This is a genomic window from Nocardioides sp. NPDC057767 (assembly GCF_042798275.1).
In the GTDB taxonomy this organism is placed as follows: domain Bacteria; phylum Actinomycetota; class Actinomycetes; order Propionibacteriales; family Nocardioidaceae; genus Nocardioides.
In genome coordinates this window covers 145173-161967 of sequence record NZ_JBHVKJ010000002.1, presented here as the reverse complement: position 1 = coordinate 161967, position 16795 = coordinate 145173, and the positions used below count along the sequence as shown (strand labels likewise).

Genomic DNA, 16795 nt, shown 5'->3' with positions numbered 1-16795 from the left:
CGGTTGGGAAACATCTCCCCACCCAAGGGGTAGTTCCCCCCGCTCCGGCGCGTGGGGAACCGACACCGGCGTGGGGAGGACGGTTCGCCACCCCTGAGCGCAACCGGTCAGCGAGACGCACGAAGGCGACGGTCGAGGGAGCTCATCAGCTCGGCGACGCGGTTCCTGCCCACCGGCACGGCCGGGTAGCGTGAGAGCACATCGATCAGCACGCGGTCAGCCCGGCCGACGGCACGGTCGAGGGAGGTTGCGGCAGCCTCGGGATCACCCGACGCCTCGATCTCCGCGATCCGCGCGACGCTCGCGGCGGCACGCAGGATGTGACCGACCTGAGCGGCATCGGCGAGCGGATGCAGGTAGGCGGCCGAGGCGGCGTCGCCGGCGCTCCGCGCAGCCAGTCGGGCTTCCTCGGACGGCGCCTCGGCCGCGGCGCGGTGCGCGTCCAGGGAGGTGACCCGCTGCAGCTTCGTACGCCTCGCCCCGCCGACGAACTCCCAGGCCGCATCGAGTGCAACCCGCGGTCGCGAGTCACCGGGCACGGCCGCCTCGAAGACCGGCAGGACCTCGGCGGCGGTCTCCGCGACGTAGCGAGCGACGACCCGGAGCTCGTCCGTCGTCAGCTCGAAGTCGCCGGCCACGGAGGAGGCGGCTCAGGCGTGACCGTCGAACATCGAGGTCACCGAGCCGTCCTCGAAGACCTCACGGATCGCACGCGCGACCATCGGGGCGATGGAGAGCGTGGTGAGCTTGTCGAACTGCTTCTCCTCCGGCACCGGAAGGGTGTTGGTGATGACGACCTCGATGGCGGTGGAGTTCTTCAGCCGGTCGACGGCCGGGTCGGAGAGGATCGCGTGGGTGGCGCAGATGATCACCCCGGCGGCACCGTCGGCCATCAGCGCGTCGGCGGCCTTCACGATCGTGCCACCGGTGTCGATCATGTCGTCGGTCAGGATGCAGATGCGGTCCTTGACCTCACCCACGACGCGGTTGGCAACGGTCTCGTTGGGCCGGTTGATGTCGCGGGTCTTGTGGATGAACGCCAGCGGCGCCCCGCCGAGCCGCGCAGCCCAGCGCTCGGCGACCTTGATCCGGCCGGCGTCGGGAGAGACGACCGCGAGAGGCTGGTTGCCGTACTTGTCCTTGATGTAGTCGGTCAGCAGCGGCAGCGCCATCAGGTGGTCGACCGGGCCGTCGAAGTAGCCCTGGAGCTGGTCGGCGTGGAGGTCGACGGAGATGATCCGGTCCGCACCCGCGGTCTTGAACATGTCGGCGACCAGACGGGCCGAGATCGGCTCACGACCGCGGTGCTTCTTGTCCTGGCGGGAGTAGCCCCAGAACGGCATCACGACGGTGATCCGCTTGGCCGAAGCCCGCTTCAGCGCGTCGACCATGATCAGGTGCTCCATGAGCCACTGGTTGATCGGCGCGGTGTGCGACTGGATCACGAACGCGTCCGAGCCGCGCACCGACTCCTCGTAGCGTACGTAGATCTCGGAGTTGGCGAAGTCGTAGGCCGAGGTCGGCGTCAGCTTCGTTCCGAGAAGGTCGGCGACCTCCTCGGCGAGGACCGGGTGAGCCCGGCCGCTGAAGAGCATCAACTGCTTCTCGGTGGTGCGCTTGGTCATGTGCTGGCTCCTACCCCCGGGGTCACTGCACTTGGATTCTCCATCAACTTCGCCGCCGGACCCAACCCCGGGGGTTACTCGCCGGTCGCCGGGGATTCACCGAGGATGGGTACGCCCGCCTCGAGTGCCTCCTCGGCCGCCGCCGCCTGCGGCGTGCCTGCCCTCCGGGCCAGCGCCCAGCCCTCGATGTTGCGCTGCTGACCTGCGGAGACGGCCAGCGCACCGGGCGGAACGTCGTCGCGGATCAGGGCCTCGCCACCGGTCGCGGCACCGTCTCCGACGACCACCGGGGCGACAAAGGTCACACCCGATCCCGACTTCACGTGGCGCCCGATCTTGGTCTTGTGCTTGTTGACCCCGTCGTAGTTGGCGAAGATCGTGCCGGCCCCGATGTTGGTGCCCTCACCGATCGTCGCGTCGCCGACGTAGGACAGGTGCGGCACCTTCGCCCCCGCGTCGATGCGAGAGTTCTTGACCTCGACGAAGCCGCCGATCTTGCCCTCTTCCCCGAGCACCGTCCCCGGGCGCAGGTAGGAGAACGGCCCCACGTTGGCGCCGGGTCCGACGACGGCGAGCTCTGCCTGCGTACGCACCACCCGGGCGCCGTGGCCGACCTCGGTGTCCTTCAGCGTGCAGTCGGGACCGACCACCGCGTCCTCGTCGATCCGGGTGGCACCGATGAGCTGGGTGCCGGGCAGGATGGTGACGTCGGGGGCGAGCTCGACGTCGGCGTCGATCCAGGTCGTGGCCGGGTCCATCACCGTGACCCCGTCCTTCATCCACCGGGTGACGATCCGCTCGTTGAGGATCTTCCCGAGGGCGGCGAGCTGGGCCCGGTCGTTGGCGCCCTCGGCCTCGGTGACGTCGTCCAGGACGAACGCGTCCACCCCGAGCCCGTCGGCGACCGCCAGCGCGATCGCGTCGGTGAGGTAGAACTCCTTCTTGGCGTTGTCGTTGCCGATCCGGGGCAGTACGCCGGCGAGGAACGCCCCGTCGAAGGCGATGATCCCCGAGTTGATCTCGGTGATCGCCCGCTCCTCGTCGGTCGCGTCCTTCTCCTCGACGATGCCGCTGACCCCGGCGTCACCCCGCAGGATCCGGCCGTAGCCGAAGGGCTCCGCCACGATCCCGCTCAGGATCGTGGCGGCCCGGCCGGCGGCCTCGTGGTCGGCCACCAGCGCGCGCAGCGACTCACCGCGCAGCAGGGGCGTGTCGCCGTAGGTCACCAGGACGGTGCCACCGGAGACCGCGCCCGCCTCGACCGCGACCCGCACCGCGTGGGCGGTGCCGAGCTGCTCGGTCTGGACGGCGATCACGGCCTCGGGGAGGATCTCGGCGATGTGCGGCTCGACCAGCTCGCGCTGGTGGCCCACCACCGCGACGACGCGGGAGGCGCCAGCCTCCGAGACGGCGGCCAGCACATGGCCCACGAGACTCCGGCCCGCGATCTGGTGGAGCATCTTGGGTGTCTTGGACTTCATCCGGGTGCCGCCACCGGCGGCCAGCACGATCACGGTGAGCTCGCTCATGTCGGCCCAGTCTAGGGCGCGGGTTCCCGGAGCCGAGCCGGGGTCAGCGGGGTGCCAGGGATCGGCGATCCCTGGCTGAGCGGGAGGGCGCGCCGCATCATGGTTGCCATGGACCGCGCCTCGCTCGCCGACTTCCTCCGCCGCCGCCGTGAGGCCCTTCGCCCGCAGGACGTCGGCCTGGTCACGGGGCCCCGCCGGCGTACGCCAGGCCTGCGCCGTGAGGAGGTCGCCGCGCTGACCGGGATGTCGACCGACTACTACATCCGCCTCGAGCAGCAGCGCGGCCCGCAGCCCTCCGACCAGATGCTGTCGGCGCTCGCCCGGGCGCTGCGCCTGAGCATCGACGAGCGCGACCACCTCTACCGGCTGGCCGGACACAACGCCCCGCGGCGTACGTTCGACGACGGCCACGTCGCCCCGGCCCTGCTGCGCGTGCTGGACCGGCTCGAGGACACCCCGGCGATGATCATGTCCGCGCTCGGCGAGACGCTGGTCGCGAACCGGCTCGCCGTCGCGATCTTCGGCGACCGACCGGCGCTGACCGGCTGGGACCGGTTCGAGTCCTATCGCTGGTTCACCGATCCCTCGACGCGGGACGTCTACCCGCCCGAGCTCCACGACCGGCACGGCCGCGGCCTGGTGGCGACCCTCCGGGTCGCCTACGGAGCCATGGGTGCGCGATCCCGCGCCGGTGACCTCGTACGCCTCCTGGAGACCCGCTCGGAGGAGTTCCGTGAGCTGTGGGAGCGGCACGAGGTCACCCACCGCTTCGAGGACCACAAGACACTGCTGCACCCACAGGTCGGCCGCATCGACGTCGACTGCCAGGTGCTGACCACCCAGGACATGGGCCAGGCGCTGCTGGTGCTGACGCCGGTGCCCGGCAGCGAGGCGGAGGAGAAGATCCGGCTGCTCGCCGTGCTCGGCCACGAGGAGTTCAGCACGACCTAGGGCCGAGCGACGGCGCCCTTGCCCAGATCGAGGACCAGGACGGCCATGTCGTCCGAGGGCGGCGCGGCGGAGAAGTCGGCGACCGCGCGCAGCAGCCGGTCGGCGACGGCCTGAGCCCCGGTGCCGATGCCCGCGGCGAGGACGGCCTCGACCCCGGCCTCCTCGAACATCGGCTCCCCCGCCCGCCGCTCCAGGACGCCGTCGGTGACGACGACGAGCCGGTCGCCACGCGTCACCGTCACCTCCTCCTCGATGTAGTCGACCGCGTCGATCACTCCGAGGAGAGCCTGAGGACGGCCCACCCGACGGGCCGGGACGCCGGGCCGGGAGCGGGTGACCAGGAACGGCGGCGGGTGGCCGGCGCAGACCAGCCGCAGCCGGAACCGGGAGGCCGCGGTGACCTCGATCGTGCCGCAGACCATCGTGATGAACCGGCCTCGCGGACCCTCGTCGCAGATCGCGGCGTTGAGCCGCTCCAGGGTCGGCGCGATCGGGATGCCGGCGCGCATCAGCGCCCGCACCGTGTGGCGCGACATGCCGGCGACCGCGGCCGCCTCCGGCCCGACCCCGCACACGTCACCCACCATGAAGCCCCAGCGCCCGGAACCGAGCGCGAAGATGTCGTAGAAGTCGCCGCCGGCGTCGTTGAACTCCCCCGTCGGCTCGTAGCCCACCCCGATGTCCACGCCCGGGATCTCCGGCAGCACCGCCGGCAGCAGGCTGCGCTGCAGCGACTGACCGATGTCCTGGAGCTCGGTGTGAGCGCGGGCGTTGTCGATGGCCAGCGCCGCCCGCCGGGCCACCGACTCGGCCACCAGCAGTCGCTCACGGCGCAACGGCTCGCCGACGGGCCGCCCGAGGGTGAGCCAGCCGATGATCCGGTTGCGCGCCTCCAGCGGGAGGATCGCGACCTCACCGGGGAAGTCGGGCTCGGCCGGGGCCTCCCGGCCGTCCGGAGCCGCGTCCTCCAGGGCCTTCTGCAGCGAGTCGAGCTGGTGCTCGTCGGCATGCCAGGCGAACTGGAGCCGAGGCTGCTCGCGAGCGTCGTTGAGGTAGATGCCGCACCAGGTCGCCAGCCTTGGCACGACGATCTGCCCGGTCATCGCCGTGGTCGCCTCCAGATCCAGCGACCCGGCCAGCATCACGCTCGACTCCCCCAGGAACGCCAGCCAGGCCCGCCGTTCGCCGTCCGCGGCCCGGGTGGAGGCACGGTCGACGCTGGGCGCGGCCCAGTCGGCGATCAGCTGCAGCTGCGCGCCGTCATCGGTGGTGAAGCCGGCCGGCTCGGCCAGCGCGACCGCCAGCGTCCCGATGACGCGTCCGTCGAAGGCCACCGGCGCGGTCGCCAGCGAGCGCAGCTCGAGCCCGCGGAGCAGCTCGACCGGGGTCGCCCGCAGGTCCCCGATCGACAGCGGCCGGAACGACGCCTTGAGGGTCGGCGCGCCGGCCTCACCACGCCGCACGCCACGTCCCTGGATCGGCGCGGCTGACCCGCTCGTGGCGGCCACCACGAACCGGTCCTCCATCTCGTCCTCCAGCAGCAGGTACGCCGCATCCGCACCGAAGCGGTCGCGGGTCTGCTCCACCACCAGCTCGAGCATGTCCGCCAGCGGCAGCTGGTTGAGCGCCAACCCGCTCAGTCCCAGCGGATCCTGGCCGGGGGACGCGGTCCCTCGGCGGCGTACGCGCTGGTCCTCCGGGCCGCCGCCGGCGGGTGCCTCGGCGCTGAGGGTCTCCTCGACCAGGGCGAACGCCGCCCAGACCCGCTTGTGGTCCTTGCGGTACTCCACGCCCCAGGCCGTCGACAGCGCCGAGGTGATGAGCAGTCCGCGACCGTGCTCGCCGGTCCCGGGGCGGGCGTTGGCGCCGACCGGGAGCACACGGGTCGGGTGCTGGTCGACGACGTCGATCCGGAGCCGGTCGTCCTCGCGTACGACTGCGACGGTCATCGGCGTGCCGGCATGGGTCACAGCGTTGGTGACCAGCTCGCTGGTCAGCAGGACGGCGTCGTCGAGGACGTCCTCCAGCCCCCATTCGGCCAGCACGCTGCGCGCGAAACGGCGCGCCTCGGAGACCGACGTGGGTGCCGGTTGGAAAGTGCGCGAGAGCGTCTTGACTCCGGTGCTCATGGCCAACGCCGATTCTGCCCCCGATCGGCATCGGAATGACACCGATCGGGCGAAGGTACCGGCCCGTAGGTCAAGGAATTACCAGAATCGGTGGTGAACGGGCATTTGTGGGCCACGGCGTGCCCGTGAGTGGGACACTTCAGCAGACGCGCCTTTCAGCGCGAGAGGAGGCGAAAATGCCCTCATCGCCGGGCACATCGGCGGATACACCGACTGACACCAGGCTCCCAGAGCGGGTGTCGGTCGATCCGATCGCGTTGCGTCAGCTCAAGGACGCGATGACCGCGATGCGCGACGGCATCTTCACCGGACGTCTCGAGCCTGTCGACGGTCCGCTCGGTGACCTCGCCTCCGTCCACAACGAGATCGCCGAGCGGCTGAGCCAGCTGAGCGACGAGCTCGCGCGCGTGCGTCGCGAAGCGGGCCGTGACGGCCACCACGACGAACGGCTCCGGCCGAGCATCGGTGGTGGCGCCTGGGCCGGTGCCGTCGCGGACGCCAACGACCTGGTCGCCGACCTGGCCCGTCCGACCGCCGAGGTCGCCCGGGTCGTTGCCGCCGTCTCGGCGGGCGACCTCACCCAGACGATGGCCGTACGCCACGGCAGCCGCGCCCTCAAGGGCGACCCGCTGCTGGTCGCCAAGAGCGTGAACGGCCTGGTCGCCCAGCTCGCCACGATCACCGAGGAGATCGCCCGGGTCACCCGCGAGGTCGGCACCGAGGGCAAGCTCGGCGGTCGCGCGCGGGTGCGGAACGCCTCCGGCACCTGGCGCGACCTCATCGACGCCGTCAACACCATGTCCTCGCGCCTGACCGCCCAGGTCCGTGACATCGCCGAGGTCACCACCGCCGTCGCCAACGGCGACCTGTCCCGCACGGTCACCATCGAGGTCTCCGGCGAGATGGCGCAGCTCAAGGACACCGTCGACCGGATGGTCGGACAGCTCTCCTCGTTCGCCGCCGAGGTCACCCGCGTCGCCCGCGAGGTCGGCACCGAGGGCCGGCTCGGCGGCCAGGCCGACGTACGCGGGGTCTCCGGCACCTGGCGCGACCTCACCGACTCCGTCAACACGATGGCCTCCAACCTGACCTCCCAGGTGCGCGGGATCTCCTCGGTCGCCAAGGCCGTCGCCCGCGGTGACCTGTCGCAGCAGATCACGGTCACCGCGCGTGGTGAGGTCGCCGAGCTCGCCGAGACGCTCAACTCGATGACCGCGACCCTGCAGACCTTCGCCGACGAGGTCACCCGTGTCGCCCGCGAGGTCGGCACCGAGGGCATCCTGGGCGGCCAGGCCGAGGTGCCCGGCGTGGCCGGCCGGTGGAAGGACCTCACCGACTCGGTCAACTCGATGGCCTCCAACCTGACCAACCAGGTCCGCGACATCGCCCAGGTCACCACCGCCGTCGCGGGCGGCGACCTGTCCCAGAAGATCACCGTCGACGTACGCGGCGAGCTCGCCGAGCTCAAGACCACCGTCAACACCATGGTCGACCAGCTCTCCGCGTTCGCCGACGAGGTGACACGTGTGGCCCGCGAGGTCGGCACCGAGGGCATGCTGGGCGGCCAGGCCGAGGTGCCCGGCGTCGGCGGCCGGTGGAAGGACCTCACCGACTCCGTCAACTCGATGGCGACCAACCTGACCAACCAGGTCCGCAACATCGCCCAGGTCACCACCGCCGTGGCCGGCGGCGACCTGTCCCAGAAGATCACCGTCGACGTACGCGGCGAGCTCGCCGAGCTCAAGACCACCGTCAACACCATGGTCGACCAGCTCTCCTCCTTCGCCGACGAGGTCACCCGTGTCGCCCGTGAGGTCGGCGGCGAAGGTCAGCTCGGCGGCCAGGCGGCCGTGCCCGGCGTCTCCGGCACCTGGCGCGACCTGACCGACTCGGTGAACTTCATGGCCGGCACGCTGACCGCCCAGGTCCGCAACATCGCCCAGGTCACCACCGCGGTCGCCCGCGGCGACCTGAGCCGGCAGATCACGGTGGACGCGCGCGGCGAGATCCTCGAGCTCAAGTCGACCATCAACACCATGGTCGACCAGCTCTCCTCCTTCGCCGACGAGGTCACCCGCGTCGCCCGCGAGGTCGGCACCGAGGGCCGCCTCGGCGGCCAGGCCGACGTCCACGACGTCTCGGGCACCTGGAAGGACCTCACCGACTCGGTCAACTCGATGGCCTCCAACCTGACCTCCCAGGTCCGCAACATCGCCCAGGTCACCACCGCCGTCGCCCGCGGCGACCTCACCCAGAAGATCACCGTCGACGCCCGCGGCGAGATCCTCGAGCTCAAGTCGACCATCAACACCATGGTCGACCAGCTCGGCTCCTTCGCCGACGAGGTCACCCGCGTCGCCCGCGAGGTCGGCACCGAGGGCGCTCTCGGTGGCCAGGCCCAGGTGCCCGGCGTCGCCGGCACCTGGCGCGACCTGACGGTGTCGGTGAACTCGATGGCCTCCAACCTGACCAACCAGGTCCGCAGCATCGCCCAGGTCGCCAAGGCGGTCTCTCAGGGCGACCTGTCGCAGAAGATCTCCATCGAGGCCCGCGGCGAGGTCGCCGCCCTGGCCGGCACCCTCAACGCGATGGTCGACACGCTGCGTACGTTCGCCGACGAGGTCACCCGCGTCGCCCGCGAGGTCGGCACCGAGGGATCGCTGGGCGGTCAGGCCCACGTACGCGGCGTGGCCGGCACCTGGAAGGACCTCACCGACTCCGTCAACTCGATGGCCTCCAACCTGACCTCCCAGGTCCGCAACATCGCCCAGGTCACCACCGCCGTCGCCCGCGGCGACCTCACCCAGAAGATCACCGTCGACGCCCGCGGCGAGATCCTCGAGCTGAAGTCCACGGTCAACACGATGGTCGACCAGCTCTCCTCCTTCGCCGACGAGGTCACCCGCGTGGCCCGCGAGGTCGGCACCGAGGGCAAGCTCGGCGGCCAGGCCGAGGTGGCCGACGTCTCCGGCACCTGGCGCGGGCTCACGGAGAACGTGAACCAGCTGGCGAGCACGCTGACCACTCAGCTCCGCGCGATCGCCGAGGTCTCCGCCGCGGTGACCCAGGGCGACCTGAGCCGGCAGATCACCGTCGGGGCCGAGGGCGAGGTCGCCGAGCTGAAGGACAACCTCAACGAGATGATCGACTCGCTGCGGGAGACGACCAAGGCCAACGAGGACCAGGACTGGCTGAAGACCAACCTGGCCCGGTTCACCGGCCACATGCAGGGTGGTCGCGACCTGCTCGAGGTCGCCCGGCTGATCGTCTCCGAGCTCACGCCGCTGGTCGGCGCCCAGCACGGCTCGATCTTCCTCACCGACCAGACCCCCGAGCAGAGCGGTCCCAAGGTGCTGCGCCGGATCGCCTCCTACGGCTACCAGCCGAGCGCCGACGTCCCCGACGTCTTCGCTGTCGGCGAGGGCCTGGTCGGCCAGGCCGCCTACGACCGCCAGCCGATCATCGTGCGCGACGTTCCGGCCGGTTTCCTGCGGATCTCCTCCGGCCACGGGTCAGCGGCGCCGACCTCGATCGTGGTGCTTCCGGTGGTCTTCGAGGAGAAGGTGATCGGCGTCGTCGAGCTCGCCTCCTTCCGGCCGTTCAGCACCGTCCACATGCAGTTCCTCGAGCAGCTCGCCGAGTCGATCGGTGTCTCGCTCAACGCGATCATGGCCAGCTCGCGCACCGAGGAGCTGCTGGTCGAGTCGCAGCGCCTCGCCGCCGAGCTGCAGGACAAGCAGGACGAGGGCGAACGCCAGCAGGTCGAGCTGCAGCAGACCAACGCAGCGCTCGAGGAGAAGGCCCGCCAGCTGGCCGACCAGAACCAGGCGATCGAGATCAAGAACCTCGAGATCGAGGACGCCCGGCGCGGCCTGGAGGAGCGTGCCGAGCAGCTCGCCCTCTCGTCGCGCTACAAGTCCGAGTTCCTGGCCAACATGTCGCACGAGCTGCGTACGCCGCTCAACTCGCTGCTCATCCTGGCCCGGCTGCTCTCCGACAACGTCGACGGCAATCTCAACGCGCGCCAGGTCGAATACTCGCGCACCATCCACGGCGCCGGCACCGACCTCCTCCAGCTGATCAACGACATCCTCGACCTGTCCAAGGTCGAGGCCGGCAAGATGGACGTCCACGTCACCGACGTCGACGTGACCTCGGTCGTCGATTACGTCGAGGCGACCTTCCGGCCACTGACCGCCGAGAAGGACCTCGACTTCATCGTCGGCGTCGACCCCGACGTGCCCCGCCTGCTGCGCTCGGACCAGCACCGTCTGCAGCAGGTGCTGCGCAACCTGCTCTCCAACGCGGTGAAGTTCACCGACAGCGGCGGCGTACGCCTGCTGATCCGCAACGCCTCCGGCGAGCGCTTCTCGACGCGCAGCCTGCAGCAGGCCGACGCGGTGCTGGCCTTCTCGGTGATCGACACCGGCATCGGCATCCCACCGGAGAAGCTGAGGGTCATCTTCGAGGCGTTCCAACAGGCCGACGGCACCATCAGCCGCAAGTTCGGCGGCACCGGTCTCGGCCTCTCCATCAGCCGCGAGGTCGCCCACCTCATCGGCGGCGAGATCCAGGTCAAGAGCGAGCCCGGCCACGGCAGCTCCTTCACGCTGTACGTCCCGAGGATCAGCTCCGACTCGATCGATGCCCAGCCCGCGGCCCCCCTCGGTGGCGAGCAGGATTCATCGCTCCGGGCTCCGCTTCAGCAGCACATGTCGCTTCGGGCTCCGCTCCAGCAGGACGGCGCCGGGCGCAGGGCGGACCAGCTCCTGCTGGTCCTGAGCGGTGGCAGCGACGAGTCCGGCCCCGGCACCAGCGCCGTCGTGGAGGCCCTCTTCGGGTCGGTCGACGAGGTGGAGACCGTCTTCGGCTCCTCCCCCGACGAGGCCCAGGCGGTCCTGGCCGACCGCGACGTCGACTGCGTGGTGCTGGACCTTCCCCTGGCCGACGGGGGCTTCGAGGTGCTCCGCTGGATGCGCTCCCACAAGCGCACCAAGCACACCCCGGTGGTGCTGAGTAGGGTCGGCGAGGTGACCAAGGCTCAGCAGAACCGGCTGGACAGATATGCCGAGACGATGACCCTGAAGACCCCGGCGACCACGGAGGAGGCCATCGACGACGTGAGCGTGCTGCTGGGCCGCACCGGGATGCAGCTCCCCCGGACCTACGTCGCCGAACCGGCCGACACCACCGGCCAGTTCGTGGGCCGGCGGATCCTGATCGTCGACGACGACGTACGCAACGTCTTCGCGCTCACCAGCGCGCTCGAGCAGCACGGCATCGACGTCCTCTACGCCGAGTCCGGCGAGGCCGGGATCGAGGCGCTGCAGCGCGAGCCGGGTGTCGACCTCGTCCTGATGGACATCATGATGCCGGGCATGGACGGGCTGAGCGCGATGCGGTTGATCCGCGACATCCCGCAGTTCAAGAGCCTGCCGATGATCGCGCTCACCGCCAAGGCGATGACCGGTGACCGCGAGGACAGCCTCGCCGCCGGCGCCTCGGAGTACATCACCAAGCCGGTCGACGTCGCCGACCTCCTCTCGTTGTTCCGGGTGTGGCTCTCGTGAACGAGACCGCTGCCGCCCCGATCGGGGCCGCGACGAGCGCCCGGGCCAAGATCCTGCTGGTCGACGACCGGGCGGCCAATCTGGTCGCGCTCGAGGCCATCCTCGGCTCGCTCGACCAGACCCTCGTCCGTGCCGGGTCGGGCGAGGACGCGCTCCGCGCCCTGCTCCACGACGACTTCGCGCTGATCCTGCTCGACGCGCAGATGCCCGGGATGGACGGCTTCGAGACCGCGACCCGCATCAAGGCCCGGGAGCGCACCAAGGACGTCCCGATCATCTTTCTGACCGCCAACGACTTCGACACCCATCTCGCCTACCGCGGCTACGCGACCGGCGCCGCCGACTTCCTCGCCAAGCCGTTCGACCCGTGGCTGCTGCGCGCGAAGGTGCAGGTATTCGTCGACCTGTGGCATGCCAGTCGCAAGCTCAGCACCCAGGCCGACCTGCTGCGCCGGTCCCTGGACGAGCGCCGTTCCTCGGTGCCCGGCCGGGTCGACGTCGATGTCGTCGCTGATCTCCGGTCGCGCCTCGCGGGTGTGGAGGAGGCGGTCGCCGACCTGGACGTCGGTGCCGACATGGGCCCCGGCGGCGACGCCCGCCGTCGGCTCGGCCAGCGGATCGACGACCTCAGGCAGGCCCTCGACGCGCTGGGGTGATGCGCAACCGAGCGGTAGATCTCGGCCCGCGGTTGCGGCTTCGCAGGCTCAGCCGCACGCTCGCTCGATCTCTTCGCGTTGTGACCTTGCTCGTCCCTCGCAAGGTCACAGGCTCAGATCTTCGCGCGATACTCGGCGAGGATCTTCTCCGCCTTCTCCTTGTCGGCGTCCTGCAGCGGGATGAGCAGCTCGGCGATCACGTCGGTGAGCTCGGCGACGCGGCGGTTGAGCTGACGCTGCTCCTGCACCTCGGCCTCGAGCGCCTCGACGCGGCGGACCAGCGAAGCGCGCGTACGAGCCGCGTCGCGAGCGCCGCGAGCGATGTTCTTGATGCTGGATTCGTCGGACATGTCAGCTTCCTTCTACAGCTTTGAGGGAGGGCCAGGAGGCACGGAGGCGCGCGACGCATGGCAGCGGGTCGTCGAGCATGTCTTGGCCGTCGACGATCTCGAGATGCTCGACCACACCGCCGGCGGCCTCGATCTCGGCCTGGACCAGGGCGGGGTCGACACGGCGTACGAGGCCTTCGGGCCTCGGGTCGGGGAGGTTCTCACCGGTGGCTGCGAACTCGAGGAACAGCTTGCCGCCGCCGGGACGCAGCGCCATCTTCGACAGGGTCCAGAGCTGGTGGCGCGCCGCCTTGTCGAGGCAGCCGATCAGATCGCGGGCGTAGAGATGGTGCGGGTCGCGGGCAAGCCGCGCACCCAGCGTCAGGGTCGAGCGGAGCTCGCCGAGGATGAGCTGGTCGGAGACCAGCGGGAGCTTGTGGCGCTGGGCGCGGCGTCGTACGGCGGCGACCGCGGCGCGGGAGAAGTCCACCGAGCGCACCTGGTGTCCCTTGCGGGCGAAGAAGCGACCGTCACGCCCGACCGAGCCCGAGCCGATGTCGACCACCTTGGCGTCCTCGGGCAGCTGCTTGATGACCCATGTCGCGAAGTGGGACTGCTTGGTCTCCAGCTCTTTGCCGTGGGTGTTGTGGAACTCGGTCCAGAACCCCATGTCGGTGCGGAACCCACGCAGCCAGCCGTCCAGGCGACGTACGCCGGCGGGCGGGTCCGCGTACTTGAACGACGGGTCCGGGGTGCGCCACTTCGGGCCGTAGATGAAGGCCAGCATCTCCTCGGGCTCGGCAGGAGCCGGGAAATCGTAGCCGTGCAGGTTGATCGTCGAGACCGGCACGATCGCCTCGCGGCGCAGCCGGCCGGAGCGGTTGCCGAGCTGGTAGAAGACCGGCTCGCCGTTCTTGTCGGGCACGTAGAACGCCACGAAGATGTCGATGTGCACCTTGCGGCCGTCGGAGACCTGGTGCAGCACCTTGATGTCGCCGCCGGACATCCGCAGGACGCTCCAGCCGCGCTCGCGCATGGTGCGCTCGATGGCGTACGACTCCGTGATGATGTCGGCCGGAAGGGTGTGCTTGGAGAGGTAGCAGACGTCGGTGTCGGAGTCGTGCCCGAGCATCCGGCCCTCGCGGATCGCGCCGAGGAGCGCGCCGTAGTTGAGATAGGCCTCCACGCCGATCACGTCTCGGAGGTCGGCGAGGACACGCTGGGTGCCGTCGAGGATCTCCGCGCGGATGCTCTCGTCGGTGGCCTCGAACGAACGGGTCAGGTGGCCGACCTTGTCGACGCTGAGGGGGTTGCCGCTGCCGTCGACGATCGAGATCGCGCCCTCGCCGGTGCCGAGGGAGACCTTCTCCTCGAAGAGCACCTCACCCTCGTAGTCGGCGATGGTGACCGTCGCCGAGCCGTCGAGGAACCGGGTGAGCACGTTCGGCCACGGCACCAGGACGCCCTCGTCGACGCGGTGGCCGTCGCGGCTGGGTGTCAGCGACCAGACGTACTGGCCGTCGACGGAGAGGATCAGGACCGACGTCGAGGAGCCCCGGACGAGGACTCCGTCGTCGGAGACCTCGAATCCTCCGGGTGTGAGGGCGCTGACGGTCACGAGACCTGGGCACCTTCTCGCGCGATCGCCTTCCGCAGAGCGGTGCTGCTGGTCTGGAGCGTGTAGGGGAAGTAGACGACCTCGACACCGACCGACGCCATCTTCTTCTCGAGCGCGTCGCCCTTCTCGGTGCCCTTCCAGTCATCGCCCTTGAAGAGGTGGGTGAACCCGACCTCGCGCCAGGAGTCGACCTTGTCGGTGGTGCGCTCGGCGTAGACCGCGTCCACGATCCCGATCGCCTCGACGATCTCCAGCCTCTCGACGAGCGGGACGGTCGGGATGATCCCCTTCGTCGTCTCGCAGACCTCGTCGGAGACCACACCTGCGATCAACGTGTCGCAGCGCTCCCGCGCCTGACGCAGCATGTTGAGGTGACCGATGTGGAAGAGATCGAACACGCCAGGTACGTAACCGATGACCGGTCCCATGCCCACGCTTCCTCCAAGTGTTTGTCGATTAGTTTGGGCGACTTTACACCCTGCTCCCCCACGACCTCGATATGAGGCCAGTATCCATACCACCCTGTGCATCTCTGCAATCACCAACGCGACACGCGGGCATGCACAGGAAGCCCGGCGACCTTACACGAAGATGAACAGCGCGTGGCCATTGTTGCCCGATGTGTCAAGCCGAATCGCGGCTGCTGAGCTAGCGTCGGAGTCATGGATGTCGTCGAGATCGACGGGTTGCGCGTCGCCTTCCAGCAGGCCGGGACCGGCCCTGCGATCGTGTTCGTCCACGGCGGCGCCGAGGACGGTCGCACCTGGGCGCCCCAGCTCGACGCCCTCGCTGACGAGTTCACCGTGATCGCCTGGGACGAGCCCGGCGCCGGCGGTTCCTCCGACGTGCCCACGGGGTTCGGGCTGAGCGACTACGGCGACTGTCTGGCCGGGCTGATCCGCGCCCTGGACGTCTCTCCGTGCACCGTCGTCGGGCTCTCCTGGGGAGTGACCGTCATCCTCGAGCTGTATCGCCGCCACCCCGGCGTCGTCCACAGCCTCGTCCTCGCGGACGGCTACGCCGGCTGGCGCGGCTCGCTCGGTGTCGAGGAGGCCGATGCCCGCCTCGCCGGCCTCCGCGACCAGCCGGACGGCTCCTTCGACCCGACCCTTCCCGGCCTCTTCGCCGGGGCTCCCCCGCCGGCGTTCGTGCCGTTGCTGGAGGCGATGTCGGCCGACGTACGCCGCCACAGCATGCTCACCGCCCTGACCGCGATGGCCCAGGCCGACCTGACCGACGTGCTCGACACCATCCGGGTCCCCACCCAGCTCATCTGGGGCGCTCTCGACGCACGCTCACCCCTGTCGGTCGCCCGCGAGTTCGAGCACCGCATCCCGGGCGCGGACCTCGCCGTCATCCCCGGCTGCGGTCACGTCAGCAACCTCGAGGCCCCTGAGGCGTTCAACGACATCCTCCGCTTCTTCCTCCGCCGCCACGGCTGAGTGGCGCAGCGTGAGTCGCAGCGCGGCATTTTCCCGCCATGGCGGGAATTTGCGCGCGTGTCTCCGCGGAGGTGTGGCCATTTCCCCGCCATGGCGGGCTTTTGAAGCCCACGCTCAGGGGCTCTTTCGCTCGATCATGGCTCCCCGGGTAGGAGTCGAACCTACGTCGCTAGTCCTGATTCAAAGGCACGCTCTCACCCTCGGCTGAGCGTGCGGGAGTGACACTGAGTGGTACCGAATGTGGGTGGGTTGGTGTGCCGCCCGTGTGCCGTCCAGCCAGGCGGCTCTGTCCAGCAAGTCGCCCGGATCGACATCCGCCTCGTGCCCCGGTGACCCGGTTGGTCGCCCAGCCCCGGTCTCCGACACGTACATCCTTGATCGGGATCCGTTTTCTTACACGCCGATCACGACACCGCACCGGTGAACGATCCGGGCCTAACGTGGTCGCCGTCGAATCCATCCGTCACCTTCATCGCCATAAACTGGAGTACTCTCCGCGAGTTCCTCCAGTCGATCCGCACCAATCGCCGCTTCCACGAGCTCTCCGATCAGCCGTCGATGCTTCGCCAAGCGACGCGTCATATCTGACTTGGTCACATACTCGTCCTGAATTTGCGGATCGTAGCCATCTGCGATTCGCGACCCGATCCGGTCGAATGAGACCACCCACTCGTTAAGATCCAAGAAAAGCTCCAACGCTCCCTCGAGATCGACCTCGACATGGCTTTCCGTCATCGTCACCTAACCACCTTGATGTTGCCAACTTCCACATCACCGTCGACCACCGACTCGGTGATTCCCATGCGCGGGTTGTGTCGTGACGAGACCCTAGACCTACAAAGCCGCCCTCGAGCAACTGCGCGACCAGATGACCGCGGGCTGGGTACTACTCGGCATCGATCGCTACAGCGAGCAGCCACACGAGCAGGAACGGACCAAGCACGCT

Annotated in this window: 12 protein-coding genes; 4 read left to right on the top strand and 8 right to left on the bottom strand. The window is 69.7% G+C overall.

Annotated elements, in window-relative coordinates:
* Nucleotides 1–107: 107 nt before the first annotated feature.
* The 3 genes from ACFVDI_RS02125 to glmU form a co-directional block, all read right to left on the bottom strand.
* On the bottom strand, nucleotides 108–638 hold the full coding sequence (locus tag ACFVDI_RS02125; RefSeq protein ID WP_378899767.1) for a putative immunity protein: 531 nt from the start codon (nucleotides 636–638) through the stop codon (nucleotides 108–110).
* 12 nt (nucleotides 639–650) lie between these two features.
* Nucleotides 651–1625 (bottom strand): ribose-phosphate diphosphokinase, encoded by a 975-nt coding sequence (locus tag ACFVDI_RS02120; protein WP_328529004.1) that lies wholly within the window; start codon nucleotides 1623–1625, stop codon nucleotides 651–653.
* A gap of 74 nt (nucleotides 1626–1699) precedes the next feature.
* On the bottom strand, nucleotides 1700–3154 hold the full coding sequence (glmU, locus tag ACFVDI_RS02115; RefSeq protein WP_378899763.1) for a bifunctional UDP-N-acetylglucosamine diphosphorylase/glucosamine-1-phosphate N-acetyltransferase GlmU: 1455 nt from the start codon (nucleotides 3152–3154) through the stop codon (nucleotides 1700–1702).
* 108 nt (nucleotides 3155–3262) lie between these two features.
* On the opposite strand from glmU, the gene ACFVDI_RS02110 reads away from it, so the two are divergent.
* Complete coding sequence (locus tag ACFVDI_RS02110) at nucleotides 3263–4105, top strand: helix-turn-helix transcriptional regulator (protein ID WP_378899760.1); 843 nt, start codon at nucleotides 3263–3265, stop codon at nucleotides 4103–4105.
* On the opposite strand, the gene ACFVDI_RS02105 is transcribed toward ACFVDI_RS02110, so the two are convergent.
* The gene (locus ACFVDI_RS02105; protein WP_378899757.1) at nucleotides 4102–6234 is read right to left on the bottom strand and encodes a SpoIIE family protein phosphatase; all 2133 of its coding nucleotides are present in this window, start codon (nucleotides 6232–6234) and stop codon (nucleotides 4102–4104) included. The genes ACFVDI_RS02110 and ACFVDI_RS02105 overlap by 4 nt on opposite strands.
* Nucleotides 6235–6470: 236 nt before the next feature.
* On the opposite strand from ACFVDI_RS02105, the gene ACFVDI_RS02100 reads away from it, so the two are divergent.
* The gene (locus ACFVDI_RS02100; RefSeq protein WP_378899754.1) at nucleotides 6471–11804 is read left to right on the top strand and encodes a HAMP domain-containing protein; all 5334 of its coding nucleotides are present in this window, start codon (nucleotides 6471–6473) and stop codon (nucleotides 11802–11804) included.
* On the top strand, nucleotides 11801–12460 hold the full coding sequence (locus ACFVDI_RS02095) for a two-component system response regulator (RefSeq protein ID WP_378899751.1): 660 nt from the start codon (nucleotides 11801–11803) through the stop codon (nucleotides 12458–12460). The genes ACFVDI_RS02100 and ACFVDI_RS02095 overlap by 4 nt, the downstream gene beginning before the upstream one ends.
* Nucleotides 12461–12573: 113 nt before the next feature.
* Here ACFVDI_RS02095 and ACFVDI_RS02090 read toward each other — a convergent pair whose 3' ends face one another.
* From ACFVDI_RS02090 to ACFVDI_RS02080, 3 genes are read right to left on the bottom strand one after another with little or no spacing between them, the layout of a single operon-like run.
* Complete coding sequence (locus tag ACFVDI_RS02090; RefSeq protein ID WP_378899748.1) at nucleotides 12574–12810, bottom strand: DUF6752 domain-containing protein; 237 nt, start codon at nucleotides 12808–12810, stop codon at nucleotides 12574–12576.
* A gap of 1 nt (nucleotide 12811) precedes the next feature.
* The gene (locus ACFVDI_RS02085; RefSeq protein WP_378899746.1) at nucleotides 12812–14407 is read right to left on the bottom strand and encodes a class I SAM-dependent methyltransferase; all 1596 of its coding nucleotides are present in this window, start codon (nucleotides 14405–14407) and stop codon (nucleotides 12812–12814) included.
* Nucleotides 14404–14835, bottom strand: coding sequence for an adenylyltransferase/cytidyltransferase family protein (locus ACFVDI_RS02080; protein WP_045550834.1), 432 nt, complete (start codon nucleotides 14833–14835; stop codon nucleotides 14404–14406). Before ACFVDI_RS02080 ends, ACFVDI_RS02085 begins: the two co-directional genes overlap by 4 nt.
* A gap of 234 nt (nucleotides 14836–15069) precedes the next feature.
* On the opposite strand from ACFVDI_RS02080, the gene ACFVDI_RS02075 reads away from it, so the two are divergent.
* A complete protein-coding gene (locus ACFVDI_RS02075; protein WP_378899743.1) occupies nucleotides 15070–15849 on the top strand; it encodes an alpha/beta fold hydrolase in 780 nt (259 codons plus the stop codon).
* Between the two features lie 435 nt (nucleotides 15850–16284).
* Here ACFVDI_RS02075 and ACFVDI_RS02070 read toward each other — a convergent pair whose 3' ends face one another.
* Nucleotides 16285–16590: a hypothetical protein gene (locus ACFVDI_RS02070; RefSeq protein ID WP_378899741.1), complete on the bottom strand. Its 306-nt coding sequence runs from the start codon at nucleotides 16588–16590 to the stop codon at nucleotides 16285–16287.
* Nucleotides 16591–16795: the final 205 nt, after the last annotated feature.

What these genes read in the sequence shown, in the direction of transcription:
- ACFVDI_RS02120 (WP_328529004.1), bottom strand. Translation starts at nt 1,625, where the DNA reads ATGACCAAGCGCACCACCGAGAAGCAGTTGATGCTCTTCAGCGGCCGG.
- glmU (WP_378899763.1), bottom strand. Translation starts at nt 3,154, where the DNA reads ATGAGCGAGCTCACCGTGATCGTGCTGGCCGCCGGTGGCGGCACCCGG.
- ACFVDI_RS02110 (WP_378899760.1), top strand. Translation starts at nt 3,263, where the DNA reads ATGGACCGCGCCTCGCTCGCCGACTTCCTCCGCCGCCGCCGTGAGGCC.
- ACFVDI_RS02105 (WP_378899757.1), bottom strand. Translation starts at nt 6,234, where the DNA reads ATGAGCACCGGAGTCAAGACGCTCTCGCGCACTTTCCAACCGGCACCC.
- ACFVDI_RS02090 (WP_378899748.1), bottom strand. Translation starts at nt 12,810, where the DNA reads ATGTCCGACGAATCCAGCATCAAGAACATCGCTCGCGGCGCTCGCGAC.
- ACFVDI_RS02080 (WP_045550834.1), bottom strand. Translation starts at nt 14,835, where the DNA reads ATGGGACCGGTCATCGGTTACGTACCTGGCGTGTTCGATCTCTTCCAC.
- ACFVDI_RS02075 (WP_378899743.1), top strand. Translation starts at nt 15,070, where the DNA reads ATGGATGTCGTCGAGATCGACGGGTTGCGCGTCGCCTTCCAGCAGGCC.